The sequence below is a fragment of the Corynebacterium amycolatum genome (genome assembly GCF_016889425.1).
Taxonomy (GTDB): Bacteria; Actinomycetota; Actinomycetes; order Mycobacteriales; family Mycobacteriaceae; genus Corynebacterium; species Corynebacterium amycolatum.
The window spans coordinates 1,283,622-1,306,371 of record NZ_CP069513.1; the positions used below are offsets into that span (position 1 = coordinate 1,283,622).

Below are 22,750 nucleotides of genomic sequence, written 5' to 3' on the forward strand. Positions count from 1 at the left end.
AACGTATGACTATCATCAAGCTCGATAGCCGCTTTCCAACTGCGATTCCGCTGGAAGCCGCTAGCCTGCTGACCGGTGAAGTCAGCTACACCGAAGAAGTCCCGATCCGTGTGCGCTGGGCAATCGCCGACGCCGGTGGGCACTCGGTGTCTCGGGCGGAGATTCTGGTCACCACCGATATGGAAAATGATGAGGTACTCGATCGCCTCGATGCGGGCGAGAAAGTCTACTCGGTCGAGCTGGATGATGCGCCGGACCCAGCAGCTCCAGCGGACCCGGCCGCTCCGGTTGCCGCGGCTCCCGTGCAGGAGTCGGCGCCGGAACCAGAATCGGAACCAGTGGCAGAACCGCTGACTCTGCAGGAACAGCTTGCCGCAGCTCGTCTGCCCCACGTCGTCGAGGCTGTGGACATCATGGCGGCCGCACGGCGCACGGGGCAGTGGGAAGCTCGCCAGACGCACAAGAGCCTGCTGCCGTATCTCATTGAAGAGACCTACGAGTTTGTCGATGCAGTCAACGAAGGCGGTGACATTCGTAGCGAGCTGTCAGATCTGCTGCTGCAAGTCCTCTTCCACGCTGAAATCGCTGAGGACTTCGACTTCGACGACGTGGCGACCGACTTTGTTTTGAAGATGCGAGCTCGTCAGCCGTACCTCTTCGACGGCACTGTGGCCGAGGGAGAAATGGTCTCGGAGGAAGAGCAGGAGCGACTGTGGACTTACGGCCGCGGACGTCCGCGCTCGAACCCGGCTACGCAGTTGCCAGCTCTGACTTTGGCTGAGGAAGCCATCCGCCGCGCACGTGCGCTGGGACTGTCCGATGCCGACATTCCAGTGGAGATTCTGGTCCCGACCCCGGGACTGGAGACTGAGTCCGGTGCTGAAGAGCGGACCCGACAGGCTTCACGCGCATTCCTGGCTGAGCTGGCCCAGATGGAGAATCAGCAGGCCGGTAGTGCTGAGCAGTGGGCAGCGGGCAGCGAAGATAACGAAGGGGCTGAGGACCTCGGCCCGTCGGAAAGCGACAGCTAGTTTCCAACAAAAGTGATTTCTGTCCTCGAGTTTGAGTGATTTTTACGGTTCACCCCGTAGAGTAATTCCCCATGCCTTCTAATTCTCCCTTTGATGAATACGCGCACCCCGCACCCCGCGGGGCGAAGTCGCGTGGCCGCAGTAGGGGGAAAAAGAAGTCCTCGCGAGGCTGTGGCTGCCTCGGTCTAACCTCCCTGGCGGTGCTGATTATCATTGGCACGGTTGGGGCGTTGGCGATGTTCACTGGACCCGTTATCCCGTCGTTGACCAAGAAGCCGATTCCGGACAATGTGCCGCCTGCCGCGGCTGAGCCACCGCCGATGATTGATGTCAACGCGCCCGGGCGCACCTCTGAACAGCTCCGACAGTGGGCGCAGCAGATTTCCCCGAAGACGGGGATTTCTGAGGACGCCCTCCGCGCCTACGGCAACGCATATGTGATTGCGGCCGAACAGTTCCCGAACTGCCACCTGGAGTGGAACACGCTTGCAGGACTGGGCAAGGTGGAGACTAATCATGGCACGTACTCGGGCAATTGGCTCAAGCCGGCGCATATCGGTGCCGATGGGGTAGTGCGTCCGACGATTATCGGCCCGCCGCTGGACGGCACGAATGGCTTCGCCGAGGTTCTCGATACTGACAATGGCGAACTCGACGGTGACACAGAGTATGACCGCGCTGTGGGGCCGATGCAGTTTATTCCCGAGACATGGCATCGCTTTGCGATGGATGCTTCGGGTGATGGTGTCGCCGACCCCAACAACATCGACGACGCGACTGCGACAACCGCACGGATGCTCTGCAGTGGGGAACGCGACCTCGCCACCCCGGAAGGGTGGGCATCTGCAATTCGCTCATATAACCAATCTGAGCAGTATCTTCGCGATGTTCGGGACGCTGCGGCGAACTATGCGCTGAATCAGCCCGCATAGGGTGAAAAGGATTTAAGGCGAAGGTTGGCAAACCGTGCCACAATTGGAGTCATGTGCCGGAACGGTTCCGGCGGAAAGGTGACCTATGGCTGCAATCATCGAGTTGAACGCACGCGAAATTCTGGACTCCCGTGGTAACCCGACCGTTGAGGTTGAGGTGCTGTTGGAAGACGGCGCTGTGGGCCGCGCTGCGGTTCCGTCCGGTGCCTCTACCGGTGTACACGAGGCTCACGAGCTCCGCGATGGTGAGGATCGTTACCTGGGCAAGGGTGTCCAGAAGGCTGTCCGCGCGGTGCTCGAGGAGATTGAGGACGCAATTATTGGCCTCGAGGCTGAGGATCAGCGTCTGGTTGACAAGACCATGATTGAGCTGGACGGCACCGACAACAAGTCTCGCCTGGGTGCCAACGCCATTCTCGGTGTGTCCATGGCCGTTGCCAAGGCCGCTGCTGAGTCCGCTGGCCTGGACCTGTTCCGCTATGTCGGTGGCCCGAACGGCCACGTTCTACCGGTCCCGATGATGAATATCCTCAACGGTGGTGCACATGCGGACTCCGGCGTTGACGTCCAGGAGTTCATGATTGCTCCGATTGGCGCCCCGACCTTCAAGGAGGCACTGCGTGTCGGCGCTGAGGTCTACCACGCACTGAAGAAGGTCATCAAGGACAAGGGTCTGTCCACTGGTCTCGGCGATGAGGGCGGCTTCGCTCCGTCGGTTGACTCCACCAAGGCTGCTCTTGACCTGATTGTTGAGGCAATTGAGGCCGCTGGCTACAAGCTGGGCGACGACGTCGCTCTGGCTCTCGACGTGGCTTCTTCCGAGTTCTTCAAGGACGGCAAGTACCACTTCGAGGGCGGCGAGCACACCGCTGAGGAGATGGCCGATGTCTACGCTGACCTGGTTGAGAACTACGCCATCGTCTCCATCGAGGATCCACTGCAGGAAGATGACTGGGAGGGCTACACCAAGCTGACCGCTCAGCTTGGTGACAAGGTCCAGATTGTCGGCGATGACTTCTTCGTTACCAACCCGAAGCGTCTGGCTGAGGGCATTGAGAAGAAGGCCGCTAACGCTCTGCTGGTCAAGGTCAACCAGATCGGTTCCCTGTCTGAGACCTTCGAGGCCGTCGCAATGGCCCACAACGCCGGTTACAAGACCATGATGTCGCACCGCTCCGGTGAGACTGAGGACACCACCATCGCTGACCTGGCCGTCGGTCTCAACTGTGGCCAGATCAAGACCGGTGCTCCGGCTCGCTCCGAGCGCGTTGCTAAGTACAACCAGCTGCTGCGCATCGAAGAGTACCTCGGCGACGCTGCAGTCTACGCTGGCCGCAGCGCTTTCCCGCGTCTTAAGTAAGCAGTTGATACGCTGCGAAAGCTGCGTATAGCATTGCCCGCCCGCACCACGCACGTGGTTGTGGGCGGGTTTTTGTTATTTCATCGGCTGGCGGTCGGGTAGAGTGTGGGGCATGAGTGCATCGGACCGATCTCGCCGCGGAACACAGTCGCGCCCTGCAGGGGCGGGGCAGCGTTCGGCAGCGGCAATCGCATCGGGAATGCGCTCGCTGAGCACGGCACAGAAGATCGGGATTGGTCTGCTGGTACTTTTCTTAGTATCTGTTCTCGCAATCCCGCTGCGGACTTTTGCACAACAGCAGGCGGATGTAGCCGCAACGCAGGACAATATTGTTCGCATGGAACAGCGAATTGAGCAGCTAGAGGATGAAAAGGAGCTTTACTCCAACCCTGCCTATATCAAGGAGCAGGCACGTCTGCGCCTGGGGCTGGTAGAGCCGGGGGAGACCCCATTCCGTATCCTCGATCCGGCAGTGGGCGAACAGCCCGTGACGCAACCGGAGGAAATGCCGCAGCACCAGGCCAAGAAGTGGTACGAGACTCTGTGGGATTCCATTTCCATCCCGCCCGAGCCTGAAGAGACTCGCCCTAATCCGGGGCGCGATCAGGCAACGAGGCCTGAGAGCTTGCCGACGGTACCGGAGTCCTAAATCTCCGTAGTGCTCTCGGTGGGGTTGAATGCGCGGCGGAGTGTGCCGTCGTAAAGCGAAACAACGCGCTTGTAAGGCGACTGTGAGATTATGTGTCAGTAAAACGGAAGCAAAAGGAGTGTGACCGATGTCTGTGGATACCGCAGATTTGGAAGTGATAGCGGAGCAGCTCGGACGTGAACCACGGGGTGTAGTGGACATCTCTTACCGCAGCCCCGACGGCACTCCTGGTGTGGTCAAGACGAAGCCTCGTTTGGACGATGGCACTCCGTTTCCCACGCTCTTTTACCTGACTGATCCGCGACTCACCGCGGAGGCCTCCCGGTTGGAGACGACCGGCGTGATGAAGGAAATGACCGCGCGTCTGGAAAGTGACGAAGAGCTTGCCGCCGATTACCAGCGTGCACACGAGGCGTTTCTGGCGGAGCGCAATGAGATGGAAGACCTGGGCACGGACTTCTCCGGTGGTGGCATGCCGACGCGCGTGAAGTGCCTACACGTTCTTATTGCCTACGCGTTGGCAAAGGGGCCGGATCACTTCCGACTGGGTACGGAGTCAGTGGCGCTGGCGGCGGAGAATGAGAAGCTGCGCGGCACCGCGATTCCCGCGGACTGGCCGACGATTTCCGAGCTCGGTATTGCGTATCCGGGGGTGGAGGGATAAATGACGACTCTCGCTGCCGTCGACTGCGGCACTAACTCGCTTCGACTGCTTATCAGCCGGGTCGAGGTCGTCGATGGAGTTCTCGAAATCACAGAACTGCACCGACTGATGGAAATCGTCCGCCTTGGCCAGGGCGTGGATGCCACTGGCATGCTGGCCCCGGAGGCACTGGAGCGCGTGCGGGAGGCTCTGACGAAGTATGCAGAGCTTATGCAAGTCGAAAAAGTCCAAGCAGTCCGAATGGTGGCGACATCGGCGACGCGCGACGCAAGCAACCGCGACGATTTCTTCGCCATGACCCGCGAGATTCTCGCTCCGTGGGGTGCAGAGGCCGAGGTTATTTCCGGCGACGAGGAAGCCGCGCTGTCCTTCCGCGGGGCAGTCGATGACTTGGAGCCCGAGCTGGGGCCGTATTGCGTCATCGACGTCGGCGGCGGCTCCACCGAGGTTATTGTCGGTGACCACGATGGTACGGTAGCCGGCTCTGATTCCGTGGCTATGGGCAGTGTGCGCTTGACCGAACGGTTCCTGCAGGCCTCGCCGCCGACGGCGGAGCAGGTCCAGGAGGCGCGTTCGTATGTTGCGGAACTGGCCGACGAGATTGTTGCGAAGGTGCCTGTCGACAAGGCTCGCACCATCGTCGGCTGCGCCGGGACCTTCACCACTCTGTCGGCGCTGGCACAGGGCCTAGAAACCTACGACCCGGAGGCAATCCACCTGTCGCAGCTGCGCTTTGCGGCGTTGCGTGCGTTGACAGCATCCGTCGTCGAGACCGATGCGGAATCCCTTGCTGCGAATCCGGTCATGCACCCGAAGCGCGCGGATGTCTTCGCCGGTGGTTCCATCATTGTTGACGGTCTGATAGACATGTTTGAGGCGTTGCCGCTTTCCGAGGCAGCCAAGGAAGAGCAGCGCTTTTTCTACATCAGCGAGAAGGATATCCTCGACGGAATTGTGGCGAGTTTGGTAGACACCCATATCGCCCATTAATCTTTCTTAGGGGCCCCTATAGCCCAATTGGCAGAGGCAGAGGACTTAAAATCCTTTCAGTGTGGGTTCGAGTCCCACTGGGGGCACTAAAAGGCCAGGTAGAAGCGTTTTTCTACCTGGCCTTTTGCTATTTGTGTGCGCTACACACGTATTACGGCAGGACGTTGAACTTCTTGCCGAGAACAAGTGCCGTGTTGAACACCTTCGAGTACAGCTCACGCGGCATCTGTGGCATCGACACCGGGGAAAGACGCTGCACGGTCACCGTCTGCGCATCGGTGTACTTCAGCAAGCCGCCCGCTGCTTGACGACGGCCCACACCCGAATCCTTGAAACCACCCATCGGGGCATCGACAGACGCGAAGGCCGCAGCAAAACCATCGTTGACATTGACGGTGCCGGCCTCAAGCTGTGGAGCCAGCTCCTTTGCGCGACGCGGGGAGGTCCACAGCGAAGCGTTGAGGCCATAACGGGAATCGTTGGACTTGGCGATGGCCTCATGAACATCCGAGACGCGCTGGAGGACTACTACTGGGCCGAATACCTCTTCGGTCAGCAGGGCGACGCCCTCCGGGACGTCGGTAAGCACGGTTGGCTCGTAGAACAGCGGTCCCAGATCGGGACGAGGACGACCACCGGCCAGTACAGTGGCGCCGGCCTCGATGGCCTCGTCGACCATGGACTTGACGATGTCGAACTGCCCCTGCGACTGTAGGCAGCCCATTTCGGTTTCCCACTCGTAGCCAGCGCCGATGGACATTGCCTTCACGCGGTCGGTGAATGCCGGGACGAATTCGTCCCAGACGGAGTCCACGACATAGATTCGCTCAATGGACACGCACAGGTGACCGGAGTTGGTGAAGCAGCCGATGCGCGCGCCCTCGACCGCGCGGTTGATGTTGGCATCCTCAGCGACAATCAGCGGGTTCTTGCCGCCGAGCTCCGCGGAGAAACTAATCAGGCGCTCGCCGCACTGCTGTGCCAGTGAGCGGCCGGTCTCGGAGGAGCCGGTGAACATCAGGAAGTCGCACTGGCCGACAATGCCCTGGCCGACCACGCGACCCGGACCTGGAATGACCTGGAAGAGATCTTCCGGAAGACCAGCGCGGTAGAGCAAATCGACAGCGAAGAGAGCGGTAAACGGAGTGGTGCTGTCCGGCTTGAGCACGATGGCGTTACCGGCCATCAGCGCAGCTAGCGCGTCGGAAACCGCGAGAGTCAGCGGGTAATTCCACGGCGCAATAACACCGACGACACCCTTGGGGTGGTGATAAACGGTGGTTTTGGACAGCACCGGTACTGCGCCGTGTGCTCGCTTCGGCTCCAGCAGCTTCGGCCCCTGGTTGCCGTAGTAACGAGCTGTGATGGCGGTGTGTACGAGCTCCTCGTGGGCACTGGCTCGGTTCTTGCCGGTCTCGGCCTGCAGTAAATCCAGCACCTGGTCGCAGTGGGTAAACAACAGGTCGTGGAAGTGGTGCAGCACTTCGCCGCGCTTTTCCGGTGCCATGCGGGCCCACTTCTTCTGCGCCGCACGGGCACGCTTGAAGGCCTCGTCGACATCGGCCTGGGTACCGACAGGAATCTGCGCCAGCTCCTGGCCGGTAAATGGCGCCGAGATAGTGGCGGTCTTCGACTTATCAGCTACCGTGACGCGCTGAAGAAGGCGGGCAACGAGCTCGTCGTTAAGCGGATTGCGGATGGTAGTTCGGTTTGTCGTGGCAGTAGATGCTGTCATGGCACAGATACTACTGTCGTACGGCACCCCGAGATAGAAAATTTGGCAAAACTACTAAAACTTAGAAAAGTTTAGTAGGTAGTCCAGCCCATCCGTCGGTTGCGGTCTGGGTCGCGCGGACCATCGTTGCCGAATTCGAACGGTTCGTGGCCGTCGACATCGCCGTAGCGCATCTCCGGGTCATCATTCAGATCATCGTCGACATCGATGTCCGGCTTTTCCTCTGCCAACCGCTTGCCGAGGGTGTCATGCGGAGACGCGCCCCGCCAGCGGTCAGGCGGATCCATCACATAATTCTCGCCATCGCCGGTGAGGAAATCACCATCGAGCCCTTCCGAGCCATCGAGCGTGGTCTCGTCGAAGTCACCAGTGGTATCCGGATCGTAGCCAACGTCATCAGACATCTTGACCAGCCTCCTGTTCGTAATCACTCAGGGGTTGCCCACGCCTGGCGACTGTGAGTGTTTCCGCGATTACAAAATCACCGCCAGCAGGCGAGGAATTACCTTGATACTAACTGTTTTTCAGGGTTGGGAACAATACCTTTACGTCGCCCGTTGTAGACAGTGTAGGCAAACGTACGCGCGTGTGCCTGAGTTCAAAACTTGTAAGAAAAACTGAGAAAAAGAAAGAAGGACGACGTGCGCGAAAGCAGCAATCCTGCATTCAGTTCACTTACTAAGACCGTCGCCCGCGGACAGGCGGGCGCACATCACTACGGCCAAGGTCAGATGGGCGCTGACTACGGGGATAACCCTTACCAGTCGCAGGTTGCCGCCGACTACCGTCCGATGACGGTCGACGATGTCGTTTCCAAGACCGGCATCACACTGGCAACCATCATCGTTTTGGCTGCAGTCAACTTCTTCATTGCTGTCAGTGTCTCCACCAGCCTGGCCATGATTCTGACTATTGTCGGCGCCATCGGTGGTCTGATTACTGTTTTGGTTTCCACCTTCGGTAAGAAGTACGGCTCCGCGCCGGTTACCCTCACCTACGCGGCCTTCGAGGGCCTCTTCGTCGGCGGCATCAGCTTCATGTTCACCGCCCCTATTCAGGGCGTTGCCGCCGGTGCGCTGATTATGCAGGCCGTGCTGGCCACCCTGGGTGTCTTCATCGGTATGCTCTTCGTGTACAAGTCGGGCGCTATCCGTGTGACCCCGAAGTTCACTCGTTTTATGAGTGCGGCTCTGATTGGTGTCCTGGTCCTCATGCTGGGCAACCTGCTGCTGTCCCTGTTCGGTCTGGGCTTCCCGCTGCGTGACGGTGGCATGCTTTCGATCATCTTCTCGCTGGTCTGCATCGGCCTGGCAGCCTTTAGCTTCCTGATTGACTTCGATCAGGCTGACCGCCTGGTTCGCGCAGGCGCTCCGGCTCAGTACGCCTGGGGCGTCGCCCTCGGCCTGGCCGTGACCTTGGTCTGGCTCTACACCGAGATTCTGCGTCTGCTGTCCTACTTCAGGGACTAAGCGCTAGAAAACTGAATAACGCATAAGCGCCGGTTGGCCCGTGATTACGGGTTGGCCGGCGCTTTCTCTTATCTGAAGTGCTACTTTTTCGATTCGCATTAAACACGGACGCGCGGTGGGCCAATCGACCGGCAGTCGACATATTGATCGATCGGGCTGTGCAGTGTGACGTCGTAAAGCGCGATATTGAAGCGGGAGAGGGTACAAAAAATGGACCGATAGGCCATATGGGCTTCTATCGGTCCAAGAATCGGGCGCTGTGGCCCGAGATCGCCGCCTGGGTTGAGGCGGTCTAGCGCCGGGGGGGGGGGGGAGTAACCTCGGCGTTTAGGCGTCCATATCCGGGTCGTACGGCTCAGCCTTAACTACGGTGACAGACACTTCGTCGCCGCTCGGGGAAGCGTAAGTGCGGGTCTCGCCCTCCTTAGCGCCGACCAGAGCCTTACCCAGCGGGGAATCGGTGGAGTAGGTCTCCAGATTCGGGTTGGAGGAGTCAGCGCCACGGGTACCGATGAGGAAGGTCTCGGTGTCGTCCTCGTCGCCGTCGTAGTAGACGTGGACCACGGTGCCGACCAGAGCCACACCGGACTCCTGCGGAATCTCGCCGACAGTGGCGCGCTGGAGCAGGTCTTCGAGGTAGCGGATGCGTGCCTCTTCCTGTCCCTGCTGCTCGCGGGCGGCATCGTAGCCGGCGTTTTCCTTCAAGTCGCCCTCTTCGCGGCGCTCGTTAATCTCGGCGGCGATGACCGGGCGGTTTTCATATAGCGCCTCAAGCTCGGCCTTGAGCTTGTCGTAGGACTCCTGGGTGAGCCATGGGCTATTGTTCTTTGCCTCAGTCATGGTTCCTCCTGTGTTTTGGCTATTTAATACAAAAGCGGCCCCGCGTGGGGCCGTCGGCTGCGTCACAGGATAGCACTGTCACGCCACATGGCAATAACAGGCGCGTCGGAGTGTTGTCGCGCACGCTTTACGACGTGCCCCCGCAGCGCATGATCCTCAGTCGCGAAGGGAGATTATTTCGCAGGTGCGAGGAACTCCGGAATGTCGGTGGAGCAGCCATAGACATCGCCTGCGACGGCCAGCTCGCGGGTGGCAATGGGGACGTCCATCCGCACGGTAGCGGGGCCGCCGCCCGGGATGAATACGTCGCGACGGCCGACCTCTGCCACGTCATAGTTCAGCGCATAGATAATGCAGTAGCTATCCAGCTCCGGCTTTTCGCGGGTGACATCCAGTGTGAAGATGAACTGCTCATCTTCCTTACCTGGAGTGCGGCTCCAGCCCGCTTGCGTTGCAGAGACATCCGGGGCGGAGACGCGGTTCATCTGAACGAAGATGTATGCGCCGGCGATGACGAGCATGCCAACAATAGCGATGACAACCAATTTTGCGGGGAGAGTGCGACTGTTGTCCCCATAGCGCTCGCGCTGCTCGTTAGGCGCTGCGGTATTTCGGGTGTTTCGCTCCGAACTTTCAGCCATGCTTTTTAGCCTATCGGAGTTCTCGGTCGACGTGGTAAAATGTTGACAGTTAAACAATCTTTCTGGTGTGGCGCGGTGTCCTGCTGCTATGTCGTTCCGCCGAGTAGCGATGCTGCGTGGTCATATGATGGTGCAGCGCTATAGTGGGGCGGTATTGAAACGGTGCTGTAGTAGCATCGTTGCGGTCGAAGGGCTCCGGCCTTGGCCAGAAAACATGGACTGAGATAGTAGCGGGAGTGACTTCAATTGACACTTCGTCTGATGGCAATTCACGCTCATCCTGATGACGAATCGAGCAAGGGCGCCGCAACAATGGCCCGATATGCGGCGGAAGGGCATCGCGTCAAAGTGGTGACCTGCACCGGCGGTGAGGCCGGTAGCATTCTCAACCCTGCGATGGATCGACCGGAGGTGCGCGAGAATATCGCCGCGGTGCGCGTTCACGAAATGGCTGCAGCCGCTGAGACTCTCGGCGTTGAACATGAGTGGCTCGGCTTTACCGACTCCGGTCTGCCTGCGGGTAACCCGGTGCCGGTGCTGTCGCACGGTGTGTTTGCTCGCCAATCGGTCGAGGATGCGACCAAGCCTCTCATCCGAGCTATCCGTGAGTTCCGTCCGCACGTCATCATTACGTACGACGAAAACGGTGGCTACCCGCACCCGGACCACATCATGACCCATATCGTGTCCATGCGCGCTTGGCTGGAGTCTGGAACGGATAAGTACCCCGAGCTCGGTGAACCATGGGAAATTTCCAAACTCTACTACACCCACGGTTTCATCAAGGCGCGTCTCATCGCGCTAGACAACTACTACCGCGACAACGGCTTGGAAAGCCCGCTGGCCGAGTCCTTCCGCCGTTGGACTAAGACCCCCGGCGACATCATGACCCGCGTGACCACGCAGGTTGAGTGCGGCGATTACTTCCAGCAGCGGGATCAGGCGCTGCTGGCGCACGCTACGCAGATCGATCCGAACGGGCCATTCTTCGCCGTGCCGGTAGACATTCAGCAGCGCGTTTGGCCGACCGAAGAGTTTGAGCTTGCCCGCACTCGAGTGCAGACCGAGCTGCCAGAGACCGATCTCTTCGCCGGTATCGACCCCGACGCGGAATAGTCCGGAATTAACGCTAAGCTGGAACTCATGATTGAAAGCTTCGATGCCTTGGCGGCTCGCACGACAATTTTCCTGGCGCAGAACCCCACTGGTCCGCGGGGTGCTGACTTCGGAAAGGCCTCTCCTGTTGGCCTGCTCATCATTGTCGTTTTGCTCATCGTCATCCTGGCTCTCGGCTGGGATCTCTCGCGACGCGCGAAGCGCATGGCCGCTCGCCGGAAGTTCGCCGAGGCGCACGGCATGGATCCCTTCGATTCCGAGGCTGTGGATAAGGCGATGGCTGCAGCGGAGCAGCGTCGTGAAGCGGAGTAGTTAACGCCAAGGCGTGTGCGCGCCGCTTGGCGACGGGCGATGCGTGCGTGCCCCTTATTGCGTCCCACAGGATGGGATTCGGAGTTCGAATTGCGGGATTCTAGGCGGTGCGCTACAGTCGAGCACATGCGTATGTGGCGATTTTATTTTTCGAAGGCTCCGGAGGCAGTGACGACCTAGTCACAGCCGGCGGCTAATCGTCACGTCGCCACCAACCGGAGCCAAAGGCAGCAGCCCCAAACTAATTAGGGGCGCTGCCTTTTGTCGTATCTACAGCCAATTACATGCGTAACTAATCCCCCAGAGAAAAGAGACCCCCGATGACCCCTCCCACATCCCTCGAAGCCCCCGCCTCTACCGCAAACCGCCGTGTCGTAGCCTTCCACGACCTGCCCTCCCCAGAAGAGGTCATGGCCAAACAGCCATTGACCCCGAACCTGGTTAACGAAGTGGAGCAGTCGCGACTCGACATCGCCCGCGTCATCGCCCGCGAGGACGATCGCCTGCTGGTCGTTGTCGGCCCGTGCTCCATTCACGACCCCGAGGCCGCCATCGACTACGCCCGCCGCCTGAAAGCCACCGCCGATGAGCTCGACGAGGACCTGCTGGTCGTCATGCGCGTCTACTTCGAAAAGCCGCGCACCACCGTCGGCTGGAAGGGACTCATCAACGACCCCGACCTGGATAGCTCCTTCAAAATCAACAAGGGCCTGCACATGGCCCGCGAAGTGCTCATCGAGGTCCTGCGCACCGGCCTGCCCGTCGGCGCTGAATTCCTCGAGCCCAACAGCCCGCAGTACATCGCCGACGCCGTCTCCTGGGGTGCGATTGGTGCGCGCACCACGGAGTCGCAGGTCCACCGCCAGCTCGCTTCCGGACTTTCCATGCCCATCGGCTTCAAAAACGGTACCGACGGCAACGTCCAGGTCGCCGTGGACTCGCTGGTCTCTGCAGCAAACCCGCACTTCTTCTTCGGCATGAACGACCAGGGCCGCGCCGCCGTCGTCGAAACCGCCGGCAACCACAATTGCCACCTCATTCTCCGCGGCGGCACCTCCGGCCCGAACTGGGACGAGGCATCGCTTAACGACGCCGAAGCCCGCCTGAACAAGGCCGAGCAAACCATCAGCATCATGGTGGACGCCTCTCACGCCAATTCCGGAAAATCCGAGGTGCGCCAGGCCGAGGTCGTTGAGGAGCTCGGCAAGCTCATCGGTGCCGGCGACGAGCGCATCACCGGCATCATGATGGAGTCCTTCCTCGAAGCCGGTGCGCAAAAAATTACCGATGGGCGTAATGGCCTCGTATACGGCAAGTCCGTCACCGATGCCTGCATGGATTGGGAAACCACCGACCGGCTGCTGCGTACGCTTGCGGCAGAAGTCCGGAAGCGTCGGCAGGCACGTGACTAAGCACAAAGTGGCCGTGCCCATTGGGTAGAGTTACATATGTGAAAGAAAACCAGCCGTCCTCACTCCGGCGGATTGCGTATCCGCTCTACGAGCGCAAACTAGCCCAAGAGCTAGAAGGAAAACCTCGCCCCAAGCACGTTGCCATCATGGCCGATGGCAACCGCCGCTGGGCGAGGGAGGCTGGCTTCACCGACGTAAGCCACGGCCACCGCGTCGGCTCCCGCAAAATCGCAGAATTCGTCGGCTGGTGCGCCGAGCAGGAAATCGAGCTGGTCACCATCTACCTGCTCTCCACCGAAAACCTCGGGCGCGACCCCGAAGAGCTGGAGTTACTGTTCGACATCATCGCCGACGTCGTCGACGAATTGGCGCAATCGCCTAACGACGTGCGCCTGCGCATGGTCGGCCACCTCGAGCTCCTTCCGGAAAGAATGACCGCCCGGCTGCGCCACGACGAAGAAGTCACCGCGAACAACACCGGCATCCAGGTCAACATCGCCGTTGGCTACGGTGGTCGGCAGGAAATCGTCGACGCGGTGCGCAGAATCATCCGGGAATCAGTCGCCGAAGGAATTGATGCTTCCGAGCTCGAGGAGAGCATCACCACCGACGCCATTTCTCGCCGCCTCTATACATCCGGACAACCGGACCCCGATCTAGTCATCCGCACTTCCGGAGAACAGCGGCTCAGCGGCTTCCTTCTCTGGCAAACCGCCTACTCCGAGATTTGGTTCACCGATACCTACTGGCCCGAGTTCCGCCGCATCGACTTCCTCCGCGCACTTCGAGACTTTTCGCAGCGCTCACGCCGCTTCGGCAAATAACCTCCCTACATCCGGAAAAATTTCCGGATGTTAGAGTTTGCGCATCCGGACCCTCGAAACCTTGTGGTCCCGAGACTTCGTAAGAACTAATGACGCCCGCACTCGAGTGGGCAAAATATTTTCCGTCAGGTTCGGCAAGTTCACCTGCTGCCAAATGCGTCGGGCCACCTCGGCCGCAGCTTCGTCGTCAAGTGTTGCATAGTCCGCGAAGTGCGCGCCCGGAGCGCGAAACGCCGTCTGGCGGAGACTGAGGAAACGATTAATGTACCAACGCTCGATGTCCGCGCGCGGGGCATCGACGTAGACACTGAAATCGAAAAGATCGGAAACCATCAGCGTCGGGCCCGTCTGCAAAACGTTGAGCCCCTCGAGAATGAGAATGTCCGGACGATCGACATCGACGAACTCATCCGGCACCCGGTCATAGAGCGTGTGCGAATACACCGGCGCCTTCACATGCCGCGCCCCCGACTTCACCGCCGTGACAAACCGCATCAACGCACGCTGATCATACGACTCCGGATACCCCTTGCGCTGCATAATCCCACGGCGATTCAATTCCTCAGAAGGGTAGAGGAAGCCATCAGTAGTAACCAAGTCCACCCGCGGATTAGTCTCCCAGCGCTCGAGCAGTACCTGCAGCAAACGCGCCGTCGTTGACTTGCCGACCGCCACCGAACCCGCGACGCCGATAATAAACGGCACCGACGCCCCCTTCGAAGGATTTTCCCCAAGGAAGTTCGACGTTACAGCGTTCAGCTCCCGATGCGCCGCCACACGCATGTGAATCAGGCGAGAAAGCGGAAGATAGACCTCGGCGACTTCGTCCAGGTCGATGTTTTCACCGATACCGGAAAGTCGTTCAGCTTCCTCTTCCGTCAGCACCAGAGGCATATTCTTGCGCATTTCGCGCCACTGCTCGCGTTTGAACTCGACGTACGGGCTGGGGGATGTTGCGCGCGTCATATCTCCAATTGTGCCAAGGGGGGCCTAAAACCGGAAAACGGATCAACAAAGGGGGCATGCTGGAATGGTGCTGCTTTCGTGGTTTGCCCCATAAAGGGCTAGCATGGCCTGTGGCATTGAAGTTTTATTGAAAGGTCGAAAACCTACTCATGACCGGGTCTAACAATAACGATGTCCGCTACCAATCGCTGCGTGAACTCGATCCCGACCTCGCAGAGGCGATGGCAGGGGAGCTCTCTCGTCAGCGTGACATGCTCGAAATGATTGCTAGTGAGAACTTTGTTCCACGTGCAGTGCTGCAGGCTCAGGGCTCGGTTCTGACCAACAAGTACGCCGAAGGATACCCGGGTCGTCGTTACTACGGCGGCTGCGAATACGTCGACATCGTCGAGGACATGGCACGCAACCGCGCCAAGGAGCTCTTCGGCGCTGAGTTCGCCAACGTTCAGCCGCACGCAGGCGCGCAGGCCAACGCTGCCGTTCTGCATGCGCTAATCAACGCCGGTGACAAGATTATGGGCCTCGACCTGGCACACGGCGGTCACCTGACCCACGGCATGAAGCTGAACTTCTCCGGCAAGCTCTACCACGTCGCCGCATACGGTGTGGATAAGGACACCATGCGGATCGATATGGACAAGGTGCGTGAGCAGGCGCTCGCAGAAAAGCCGGATGTCCTCATCGCAGGTTGGTCGGCGTACCCGCGCCACCTCGACTTCGAAGCTTTCCGCTCCATCGCCGATGAGGTCGGCGCGAAGCTGTGGACGGACATGGCGCACTTCGCAGGTTTGGTTGCCGCCGGTCTGCACCCGTCGCCGGTTCCGCATTCTGACGTTGTGTCGACCACCGTTCACAAGACTCTCGGTGGCCCTCGTTCGGGCATGATTTTGGCCAAGCAGGAGTACGCCAAGAAGCTGAACTCCGCTGTTTTCCCGGGGCAGCAGGGTGGCCCGCTGATGCACGCTATCGCCGGCAAGGCCGTGGCGCTGAAGATTGCTGGTACCGAGGAGTTCAAGGAGCGCCAGCAGCGCACTCTCGCCGGTGCCCGCATCCTGGCTGAGCGTCTCACCGCTGCCGACTGCGCCGAGGCTGGCGTCGATGTTCTCACTGGCGGCACCGATGTCCACCTGGTTCTGGCGGATTTGCGCAATTCGGAGATGAACGGCCAGGAGGCCGAGGATCTACTCCATGCTGTTGGTATCACTGTCAACCGGAATGCTGTTCCGTTTGACCCGCGTCCTCCGATGGTTACATCTGGACTTCGTATCGGTACTCCGGCGCTGGCCACCCGCGGTCTCGACGAGAAGGCCTTCACCGAGGTCGCCGATGTCATCGGTACTGCTCTCGCCGCCGGCAAGAATGCGGATGTCGACTCCCTGCGTGCTCGTGTTTCGAAGATCGCTCAGGAATTCCCGCTTTACGACGGCATCGAGGACTGGAACCTCATCTAATTCTGCGTTTTTGCAGCGCAAGTACCCGTTCTAGCAGTGCGCTAGGACGGGTTTTCCCGTACATCCGGGTTTTATTCCGGAGGTGGTGGCTCCGGCCCGAGCTGTCTCGTCGTACCCGCTCGATACCCCGCGTAGGACCTCCCGGACATTGATGTCACAAATGAGTTGCTAAACAGAGGCGGTCGAGTTTTGTCCGGCGGGCGCCATCGAATATGTCCGGATGTGGGGATGCGTTCGAGGTAGCCGTTGCGTCCTTCCCGGTCGTCGTCGTTAAGCCCGTTGTGTTCTCGGCAGACCATGGTGAGGTTGTCCAGCGTGGTTGTGCCGCCGTTTTTGTGGGCGACTAGGTGGTGCGCTTGTCCGCTATAGGCGGGGCGTTCACAGCCGGGCCAGGCGCAGATGGGGTTGTCGATGAGCATCGCGATGCGCTGCTCTTCAGTCGCCAGACGTGGGTTGCCGATGGGAAATAAGTCCGTAATGGCGCTGTGTTCGTCGTAAAGCACGGCCCACCCGGTGTCGGCGAGTAGGGCGTTGAGGAAGACGTCGGGCGCGAGCGCGGAGCCGTTGGTGGTGGCGGCGAAGCGCGGGCTGTAGTCGACGATGTCTTGCGCGGTGATGATGATGGCGGGTTGGTAGCGCATTTCATCGAGCTTGTCGACGGGCATTGCGGCATCGGCATGCTCGAGGCGTTCGGCAAGCGCCTGACCGACGCATCGGTCGTGGGAAAACTCCGGATGGGACTTCCGGATTTCTGCGGCGCGGATGGTAAGCGGCGACAGGAGATTGTCGAGCATATCCGAGGGGCCGGAGATGTGGAAGTGCTTCATTCCCCGGATGTCTACCTTCCGGGAAAACCGGGCGCGCAGGTGCTGGGGTGGTTCGTCTTCGGTGTTGAGCTCGGTGAGAGTTTCCCGCATGTAGAGGTCCAGTTCTTCGAAGCCGAGACGCTCGGCCGCCGCGACGAATGTGAGCCGCAGGTTGTCGTGGAGTTCTGCGTTGTTGGCTTGGCGGCTGCGCTTGTCGATAAGCACGCAGGTGTCCAGGCTGAGCCCGAGTCGGCGGGCCAGAGCTGCTGCGTCTTCGCGGGCTTTGGTGTTTTCCTCGGTGTCAGCGGGTTGGAGATAGTGGGCGGCGACGCGTAGCAACAGCCGAAGGCGCGCCGGGTCAAGGCCGAGGGTTGCCGCCAGGTGGGAGGTGGCGGCGTGGCCGTCGGGACGCGCGGCGTGGAGTTCCGCCAGCGTGTCCATTCCGCGCGAGGCCAGTGCGGCGAGCGTCCCAAGAACTGTCATGCCTTTGAAGGTAAAAGTCCGGATGTAGGGGGACAACGCCCATGAGGGCAGGCTGTGGATAAGTCAGCCGGTTTAGCAGTTATCCACATCCGGACTTTTCTGTTGCCGCATTACCCTGCAAACGCAGCGCAGCTGAACCTTCACACCGCCGCACAGCAGCATCTCCGCTTTCTACGCCCCGAAGTCGCTTAGGGCATCGCCGGTGAGGCGGAAGGTCTCCCATTCGTCCATGGGGAAGGCACCGAGGGAGCGGTAGAAGTCGATGGAGGGCTGGTTCCATTTCAGGACGCACCATTCGACCCGCGAGTATCCGCGTTCCACGGCAATCCGCGCGAGGTTTTGCAGCAGCGCCTTGCCCTTGCCGGTGCCGCGCGCCTCGGGACGGACGTAAAGGTCTTCGAGGTAGATGCCGTGGGTGCCTTCCCAGGTGGAGTAGTTCAGGAACCACAGTGCAATGCCGTCGAGGCGAGGGCCGCCACCAACACCGCCACTACTAACAACACCGCCACTACTAACACCGGCGCCGTTATCGTCGCAATCGTCCAAATTTCCGGATGTGGAGTCGACGACGTGGCAGAAAATCGCGGGGTTGTCCCCGAAGAGCTGTTCGCGCAGGCGCTCGGGGGTCAGTCGGACGGCGTCGGGTTCTTTTTCGTAGGCTGCCAGGTCTTTGATGAGGTCGACGATCTCGTGGACGTCGTCAGGCGTGGCGGGGCGTGGAAGTGTCATGTGTCCCTTGTTACTCGCGGCGGGTGATTTGGTGCAAAAGTGCGTCCGAGGCGGGGGAGATTGCGATAACCTGCGAGGTTATGAGCAACGTTACTCAAGACTTTTCCGACGGCATTCTAGCCATCACCATCGACCGCCCGGATGCATACAACTCCCTGGATAAGAATCTCCGGTTGGAGCTAAAAGCCGCTTTTGAGCGTGCGCAAGAGCCGGACGTGCGCGCTGTTATCCTGCTCGGCGGGCCGAAGGCGTTTTGCACGGGCCAGGATTTGAAGGAGCACATCTCTGACCTGCAGTCGGGCGCTGGCATGGGCAAGGTTGTCGAGGAGTACAACCCGATGGTTGCGGAGCTGACCGCGATTAACGTTCCGGTTATTGCCGCTATCGAAGGTGCTGCGGCGGGTGCCGGTTGGTCGCTGGCGCTGCACTGTGATTTCCGTATCGCTGGCCCGAAGGCGTCGTTCAAAGCGGCGTTCCCGTCGATTGGCCTGGCCACGGACTGTGGCATGTCGGCGCTGCTGCCGCGCATGGTCAGCGACGCGAAGGCGCGTGAGCTGTTGTTCTTCGATAAAAAGGTGCTTGCCGACGAGGCCCTGAGCCTCGGCCTGGTTACTGAAGTGGTAGACGATCCAGCGGCTCGGGCACGTGAGTTGGCAGCTCAGTTTGCCGCGGGCCCGACGGCCGCGCTGAAGGAGATTAAGGCTCTGCTGCGCCGGGACACTCTGGCCGCTGCGGCGGCGGAGGCGGATGCGCAGGCACGCCTGGCGGTCTCGGCCGACCATAAGGAAGCGGTGGCCGCTTTCTTGGAGAAGCGACCACCGCGTTTCGTAGGTGAGTAAGTCAGATACCTGGAGTGGCTGGGGAGAGGTAGTAGTGAAGAACTACTGCTCTTCCTGCGCTCCTAGTACTTCGCTGGTGAGTTCTGGGTGATCTCCCAGCTCACCGGAAACCTCGTCAGGGTGCTTGGATAGGCTGACCAGCGCGACCGCCAGGCCGCCCCAGATGACGATGATGAACAGTGCCATCATGACAATTGCGATACCGGACATTTGGCTTAAACCTCCTGATTTTCCGGAGTGTGCTTGCGTGGCAGGTGTGAGGTCCGCTTGAAATCTGGCGTCACGCCGAAGTCCGAGCCCGGAGGGCCGTCGAGACGGTGTTGGCCGCGCCAAGGCAGGATGGCCATAATCAGAGCGCCGATGAGAATCACGCCGATGACGCCCCAACCAAAGATGTCGATTTGGGTGTCGGAGTAGCCTTCGTAGTTTTCCTGGAAAAGTCCGATGAGCTCCTGGAACAGGATGACGGCGAGAATGACCGGCGTGATGTTTCCGACGAAGATCTGCCACATGGTGCCGACCTTGAACGAGGACACGGCGTTGAGGTGCATGGCGAATTCGTTGGTGCGGCGCAGGATCCAGTCGATTGCGATGATGGTCAGCAGCGCAACCAGGACGATACCGACGTTGTTGGTGAACTTATCGACGATGTCGAGGGTTACCAGACCTGAGGTGGTCGGGAAGGCCAGCAGCGAGATGACGGCCATGGAGCCACCGACGGTGAGAGTGGCCTGGACGCGGCCGAGGTTCAGCTTGTCCTTAACGGCGGAGACGACGACCTCAAGCAGCGACATCAGGGAGGTCACACCGGCGATTGCCAGGGAGAGGAAGAACAGCAGGCCGAAGACCGAACCGATGAAGTTTGGCATCTCAGAGATGACCGTCGGGAAGGCGATAAAGGCAAGGCCGATACCGGAGGTTGCGACCTCGTCGACAGCCTGGCCCGACTGCGTTGCCATGAAGCCCAGGGTGGCGAAGACACCGATACCGGCGAGAACTTCGAAGGAAGAGTTCGCGAACGCGGTGACCAGGCCGGAACCGGTGAGGTTGGTGCGTGGCTTCAGGTAGGAAGCGTAGGTCAGCATGATGCCGAACGCCACGGACAGGGAGAAGAAGATCTGGCCGTATGCGGCGATCCACACGCTGGAGTCGGTGAGTGCGGACCAGTCCGGGGTGAAGAATGCGTCCAGGCCCTTGGCAGCGCCTTCCAAGGTCAGGGAGTAGATGACCACTGCGACGAAGAGAACGGTCAGCAGTGGGATGAAGATAATCGAGACCTTACCGATGCCCCTGTCCACACCAGCGGCCAGAATGCCGATGACGAGAACCCAGACAATCAGCAGGACGATGGAGATTGATGGGACGAAGTCCAGCGAGAAGACACTTTCGGTGTCGGCTTGGAGGAAGTCCTTCATGAAGTGGGTCTCGGCATTTGGACCCCAGCTCTTGCGGATGGACTTCCAGGCGTAGATGAAGGACCACGCGATAATAACGGCGTAGTAGACGGTAATGAAGAAGGCGATACCGACCTGAATCCAGCCAATTGGTTCAGCCCAGGGCTTGATGCGACGCATCGACTTCGGTGCTGACCCGCGGAAGCGGTGGCCGATGGCGAAGTCGAGGAAGAGCAGTGGGATACCGGCGGTCAAAAGCGCGACCAGGTAGGGGATAAGGAAGGCGCCACCGCCGGAGTCGTATGCGACATAGGGGAAACGCCAGATGTTTCCGAGCCCGACTGCCGAGCCGATGGCGGCGAAAATGAAGGCTGCTCGGGTGGAAAACACCTCCCTTCGCTGAGGGGTAGCGGTCGAGTTGGTTGTGCTCATACCTCTGGAACTCCAATCCTTCATCTTCGGTCACGCGCCCCGCGTGGCCGAGGGGAAAATTGGTGAAGTGCATCACCATTACCTAATGGAATCTTAGTATATGAGATAGGTATCTCATTGTATAGTTTCAGTTTTGTAGGGGGTAATGGTTTTGGTGAGGACTGTGGCACAGGGGGGGGGGCAGCTCCAATCAAGCCTCGTAAATAATCACCAGCCATCCACTTTGAGGTATGCAAAACCCCGCCAGGAAAACCTGACGGGGTTTGTGTCGAATCAGCTAGGCCGACGTGCGCTATTTACTCTGCGCCGCCCTTGGCGATGCGACGGAAGATGATTTCCTTCATGATCTCGTTGGTGCCACCGTAAATGGTCTGGACCTTGGAGTCGAGGTAGTGAGTGGAAATCGGGTACTCGAGCATGAAGCCGTAGCCACCGAACATCTGCAGGCAGCGGGTAACGATGTCCTGCTGCTCCTCGGTAGTCCAGTACTTGGCCATGGAAGCGCCGGTCTCGTCCAGCTTGCCTGCGTTGTGAGCCATAACAGCCTGGTCAACGAAAGCCTGCAGGGCGGTGACGCGGGTAGCGATGTCGGCCAGGTAGTGGCCGTGGACCTGGTGCTGGATGATCGGGCGGCCGAATGCCTCGCGCTCCTGGGCGTACTTGTAAGCCAGAGTCCAAGCGCGGCGGGAAGTTGCGACAGAGCCGCAAGCCAGGGTCAGGCGCTCGTGTGCGAGGTTGGTGCGCAGGTAGCCGAAGGCAGCGCCCTCTTCGCCGAGTAGGTTCTCGGCCGGAACGCGGACGTTGTCGAAGTTGAGCTCAGCGGTGTCCTGGGCCTTCAGGCCGACCTTCTGCAGCGGGCCAGCCTTGGTGAAGCCCTCGAGGTCGGCGTCGACGATGAACATGGAGACACCAGCGCGGCCCTTGGATGGGTCGGTGATAGCTGCGACGAGAGCGAAGTCGGCCATCATGCCGTTGGAGATGAAGATCTTGGTGCCGTTGAGGACGTAGTGGTCGCCGTCCTTCTTGGCGAAGGTGCGCATACCTGCCAGGTCGGAACCTGCGCCCGGTTCGGTCATGGCGAGGCAGCCGATGGTGTCGCCGGCGTTCATGGAAGCCAGGTACTTCTGCTTCTGCTCTTCGTTGCCGAACTTAGCCAGGTACGGAGCGACCAGGTCGTTGAGAACGCCGAAGGAAACGACGATGGAGCCACAGTCAGCGTTGGAGAGCTCCTCGTTCAGGACCTGGTTGTAGCGGAAGTCCATCTCTCCGCCGCCGCCGTATGCCTCCGGAGTGGACATACCAATCAGGCCGAGCTCACCGGCCTTCTTGAAGACCTCGCGGTCCGGCTGACCTTCCTTGTGCCAGCGCTCTACGTTCGGGGTGATTTCCTTCTCGACGAAGCCGCGAACCATGTCGCGGAACATGTTGTGCTCTTCTTCGAAGTGAGTACGGGGCAGAAAGTCCTTCATGACATGCTCCTAGAAATATTGTCGTGGAATTTTTGTCTTAAGGCCTTTTCGTACGTCGCAGATAAACGCTGCAGATAAACGCGATGGCCTCGGTTCATCGTCATAGTGACTATGACTGTTGTACCCCATTATGCATGAGTGTGATGAGAGACACTTGTTTTTTTAAAAGTTTTTTCCCGATTGGTGATGTGGAATCGCTTGACGAC

At 59.9% G+C, this 22,750-nt stretch carries 23 protein-coding genes and 1 tRNA gene; 14 read left to right on the forward strand and 10 right to left on the reverse strand.

Features of this window, described 5'->3' with window-relative positions:
- Positions 1-5: 5 nt before the first annotated feature.
- From I6J19_RS05665 to I6J19_RS05695, 7 genes are all read left to right on the forward strand, one after another.
- A complete protein-coding gene (locus tag I6J19_RS05665) occupies positions 6-1,031 on the forward strand; it encodes a MazG nucleotide pyrophosphohydrolase domain-containing protein (RefSeq protein ID WP_187402481.1) in 1,026 nt (341 codons plus the stop codon).
- Between the two features lie 71 nt (positions 1,032-1,102).
- Positions 1,103-1,963: a lytic transglycosylase domain-containing protein gene (locus tag I6J19_RS05670; RefSeq protein WP_038626204.1), complete on the forward strand. Its 861-nt coding sequence runs from the start codon at positions 1,103-1,105 to the stop codon at positions 1,961-1,963.
- A gap of 85 nt (positions 1,964-2,048) precedes the next feature.
- Complete coding sequence (gene eno, locus I6J19_RS05675; protein WP_038626202.1) at positions 2,049-3,323, forward strand: phosphopyruvate hydratase; 1,275 nt, start codon at positions 2,049-2,051, stop codon at positions 3,321-3,323.
- A gap of 112 nt (positions 3,324-3,435) precedes the next feature.
- Entirely contained in the window at positions 3,436-3,972 is a 537-nt protein-coding gene (locus I6J19_RS05680) for a septum formation initiator family protein (protein WP_038626200.1), read from the forward strand.
- Positions 3,973-4,099: 127 nt separating this feature from the next.
- Entirely contained in the window at positions 4,100-4,636 is a 537-nt protein-coding gene (locus tag I6J19_RS05685; RefSeq protein WP_016423198.1) for a DUF501 domain-containing protein, read from the forward strand.
- The gene (locus I6J19_RS05690; RefSeq protein WP_038626198.1) at positions 4,637-5,626 is read left to right on the forward strand and encodes a Ppx/GppA phosphatase family protein; all 990 of its coding nucleotides are present in this window, start codon (positions 4,637-4,639) and stop codon (positions 5,624-5,626) included.
- Positions 5,627-5,638: 12 nt separating this feature from the next.
- Positions 5,639-5,712 (forward strand) — tRNA-Leu (locus I6J19_RS05695).
- A gap of 65 nt (positions 5,713-5,777) precedes the next feature.
- Here the strand turns inward: I6J19_RS05695 and I6J19_RS05700 are convergent.
- Together I6J19_RS05700 and I6J19_RS05705 are read right to left on the reverse strand one after the other, a co-directional pair.
- A complete protein-coding gene (locus tag I6J19_RS05700; protein WP_038626196.1) occupies positions 5,778-7,361 on the reverse strand; it encodes a succinic semialdehyde dehydrogenase in 1,584 nt (527 codons plus the stop codon).
- A gap of 71 nt (positions 7,362-7,432) precedes the next feature.
- Positions 7,433-7,765, reverse strand: a complete 333-nt coding sequence (locus I6J19_RS05705; RefSeq protein ID WP_038626194.1) for a hypothetical protein — start codon at positions 7,763-7,765, stop codon at positions 7,433-7,435.
- A 237-nt stretch (positions 7,766-8,002) separates the two neighbouring features.
- Here I6J19_RS05705 and I6J19_RS05710 point away from each other — a divergent pair, with 237 nt between their 5' ends.
- The gene (locus I6J19_RS05710) at positions 8,003-8,830 is read left to right on the forward strand and encodes a Bax inhibitor-1/YccA family protein (protein WP_038626192.1); all 828 of its coding nucleotides are present in this window, start codon (positions 8,003-8,005) and stop codon (positions 8,828-8,830) included.
- 327 nt (positions 8,831-9,157) lie between these two features.
- Here the strand turns inward: I6J19_RS05710 and greA are convergent, their stop codons facing one another.
- Both greA and I6J19_RS05720 read right to left on the reverse strand, forming a co-directional pair.
- On the reverse strand, positions 9,158-9,670 hold the full coding sequence (greA, locus tag I6J19_RS05715) for a transcription elongation factor GreA (RefSeq protein WP_038626190.1): 513 nt from the start codon (positions 9,668-9,670) through the stop codon (positions 9,158-9,160).
- A gap of 173 nt (positions 9,671-9,843) precedes the next feature.
- The gene (locus tag I6J19_RS05720; RefSeq protein ID WP_038626188.1) at positions 9,844-10,311 is read right to left on the reverse strand and encodes a DUF4307 domain-containing protein; all 468 of its coding nucleotides are present in this window, start codon (positions 10,309-10,311) and stop codon (positions 9,844-9,846) included.
- Between the two features lie 261 nt (positions 10,312-10,572).
- On the opposite strand from I6J19_RS05720, the gene mca reads away from it, so the two are divergent.
- The 4 genes from mca (at position 10,573) to I6J19_RS05740 (ending at position 13,975) form a co-directional block, all read left to right on the forward strand.
- On the forward strand, positions 10,573-11,427 hold the full coding sequence (mca, locus tag I6J19_RS05725; protein WP_038626186.1) for a mycothiol conjugate amidase Mca: 855 nt from the start codon (positions 10,573-10,575) through the stop codon (positions 11,425-11,427).
- 27 nt (positions 11,428-11,454) lie between these two features.
- The gene (locus I6J19_RS05730) at positions 11,455-11,739 is read left to right on the forward strand and encodes a hypothetical protein (RefSeq protein ID WP_038626184.1); all 285 of its coding nucleotides are present in this window, start codon (positions 11,455-11,457) and stop codon (positions 11,737-11,739) included.
- Between the two features lie 320 nt (positions 11,740-12,059).
- Complete coding sequence (locus tag I6J19_RS05735) at positions 12,060-13,151, forward strand: 3-deoxy-7-phosphoheptulonate synthase (RefSeq protein ID WP_038626182.1); 1,092 nt, start codon at positions 12,060-12,062, stop codon at positions 13,149-13,151.
- A 38-nt stretch (positions 13,152-13,189) separates the two neighbouring features.
- The gene (locus I6J19_RS05740) at positions 13,190-13,975 is read left to right on the forward strand and encodes an isoprenyl transferase (RefSeq protein WP_038626180.1); all 786 of its coding nucleotides are present in this window, start codon (positions 13,190-13,192) and stop codon (positions 13,973-13,975) included.
- Between the two features lie 30 nt (positions 13,976-14,005).
- On the opposite strand, the gene coaA is transcribed toward I6J19_RS05740, so the two are convergent.
- The gene (gene coaA, locus I6J19_RS05745; RefSeq protein WP_187402480.1) at positions 14,006-14,941 is read right to left on the reverse strand and encodes a type I pantothenate kinase; all 936 of its coding nucleotides are present in this window, start codon (positions 14,939-14,941) and stop codon (positions 14,006-14,008) included.
- Positions 14,942-15,090: 149 nt separating this feature from the next.
- Here coaA and glyA point away from each other — a divergent pair, with 149 nt between their 5' ends.
- Positions 15,091-16,392: a serine hydroxymethyltransferase gene (gene glyA, locus I6J19_RS05750; RefSeq protein ID WP_038626166.1), complete on the forward strand. Its 1,302-nt coding sequence runs from the start codon at positions 15,091-15,093 to the stop codon at positions 16,390-16,392.
- Between the two features lie 71 nt (positions 16,393-16,463).
- Here glyA and I6J19_RS05755 read toward each other — a convergent pair whose 3' ends face one another.
- Complete coding sequence (locus tag I6J19_RS05755) at positions 16,464-17,681, reverse strand: HNH endonuclease signature motif containing protein (RefSeq protein WP_235191262.1); 1,218 nt, start codon at positions 17,679-17,681, stop codon at positions 16,464-16,466.
- Positions 17,682-17,852: 171 nt separating this feature from the next.
- Entirely contained in the window at positions 17,853-18,410 is a 558-nt protein-coding gene (locus I6J19_RS05760) for a GNAT family N-acetyltransferase (RefSeq protein WP_038626164.1), read from the reverse strand.
- Positions 18,411-18,490: 80 nt separating this feature from the next.
- On the opposite strand from I6J19_RS05760, the gene I6J19_RS05765 reads away from it, so the two are divergent.
- Positions 18,491-19,249, forward strand: coding sequence for an enoyl-CoA hydratase-related protein (locus tag I6J19_RS05765; protein WP_038626162.1), 759 nt, complete (start codon positions 18,491-18,493; stop codon positions 19,247-19,249).
- A 42-nt stretch (positions 19,250-19,291) separates the two neighbouring features.
- Here I6J19_RS05765 and metS read toward each other — a convergent pair whose 3' ends face one another.
- The 3 genes from metS to I6J19_RS05780 all read right to left on the reverse strand — a co-directional run bounded on the left by metS (position 19,292) and on the right by I6J19_RS05780 (position 22,544).
- Complete coding sequence (gene metS, locus I6J19_RS05770) at positions 19,292-19,459, reverse strand: methionine/alanine import NSS transporter subunit MetS (RefSeq protein WP_038626160.1); 168 nt, start codon at positions 19,457-19,459, stop codon at positions 19,292-19,294.
- A 5-nt stretch (positions 19,460-19,464) separates the two neighbouring features.
- On the reverse strand, positions 19,465-21,075 hold the full coding sequence (locus I6J19_RS05775; RefSeq protein WP_038626158.1) for a sodium-dependent transporter: 1,611 nt from the start codon (positions 21,073-21,075) through the stop codon (positions 19,465-19,467).
- A gap of 296 nt (positions 21,076-21,371) precedes the next feature.
- Complete coding sequence (locus tag I6J19_RS05780) at positions 21,372-22,544, reverse strand: acyl-CoA dehydrogenase family protein (RefSeq protein WP_038626156.1); 1,173 nt, start codon at positions 22,542-22,544, stop codon at positions 21,372-21,374.
- Positions 22,545-22,750 lie beyond the last annotated feature (206 nt).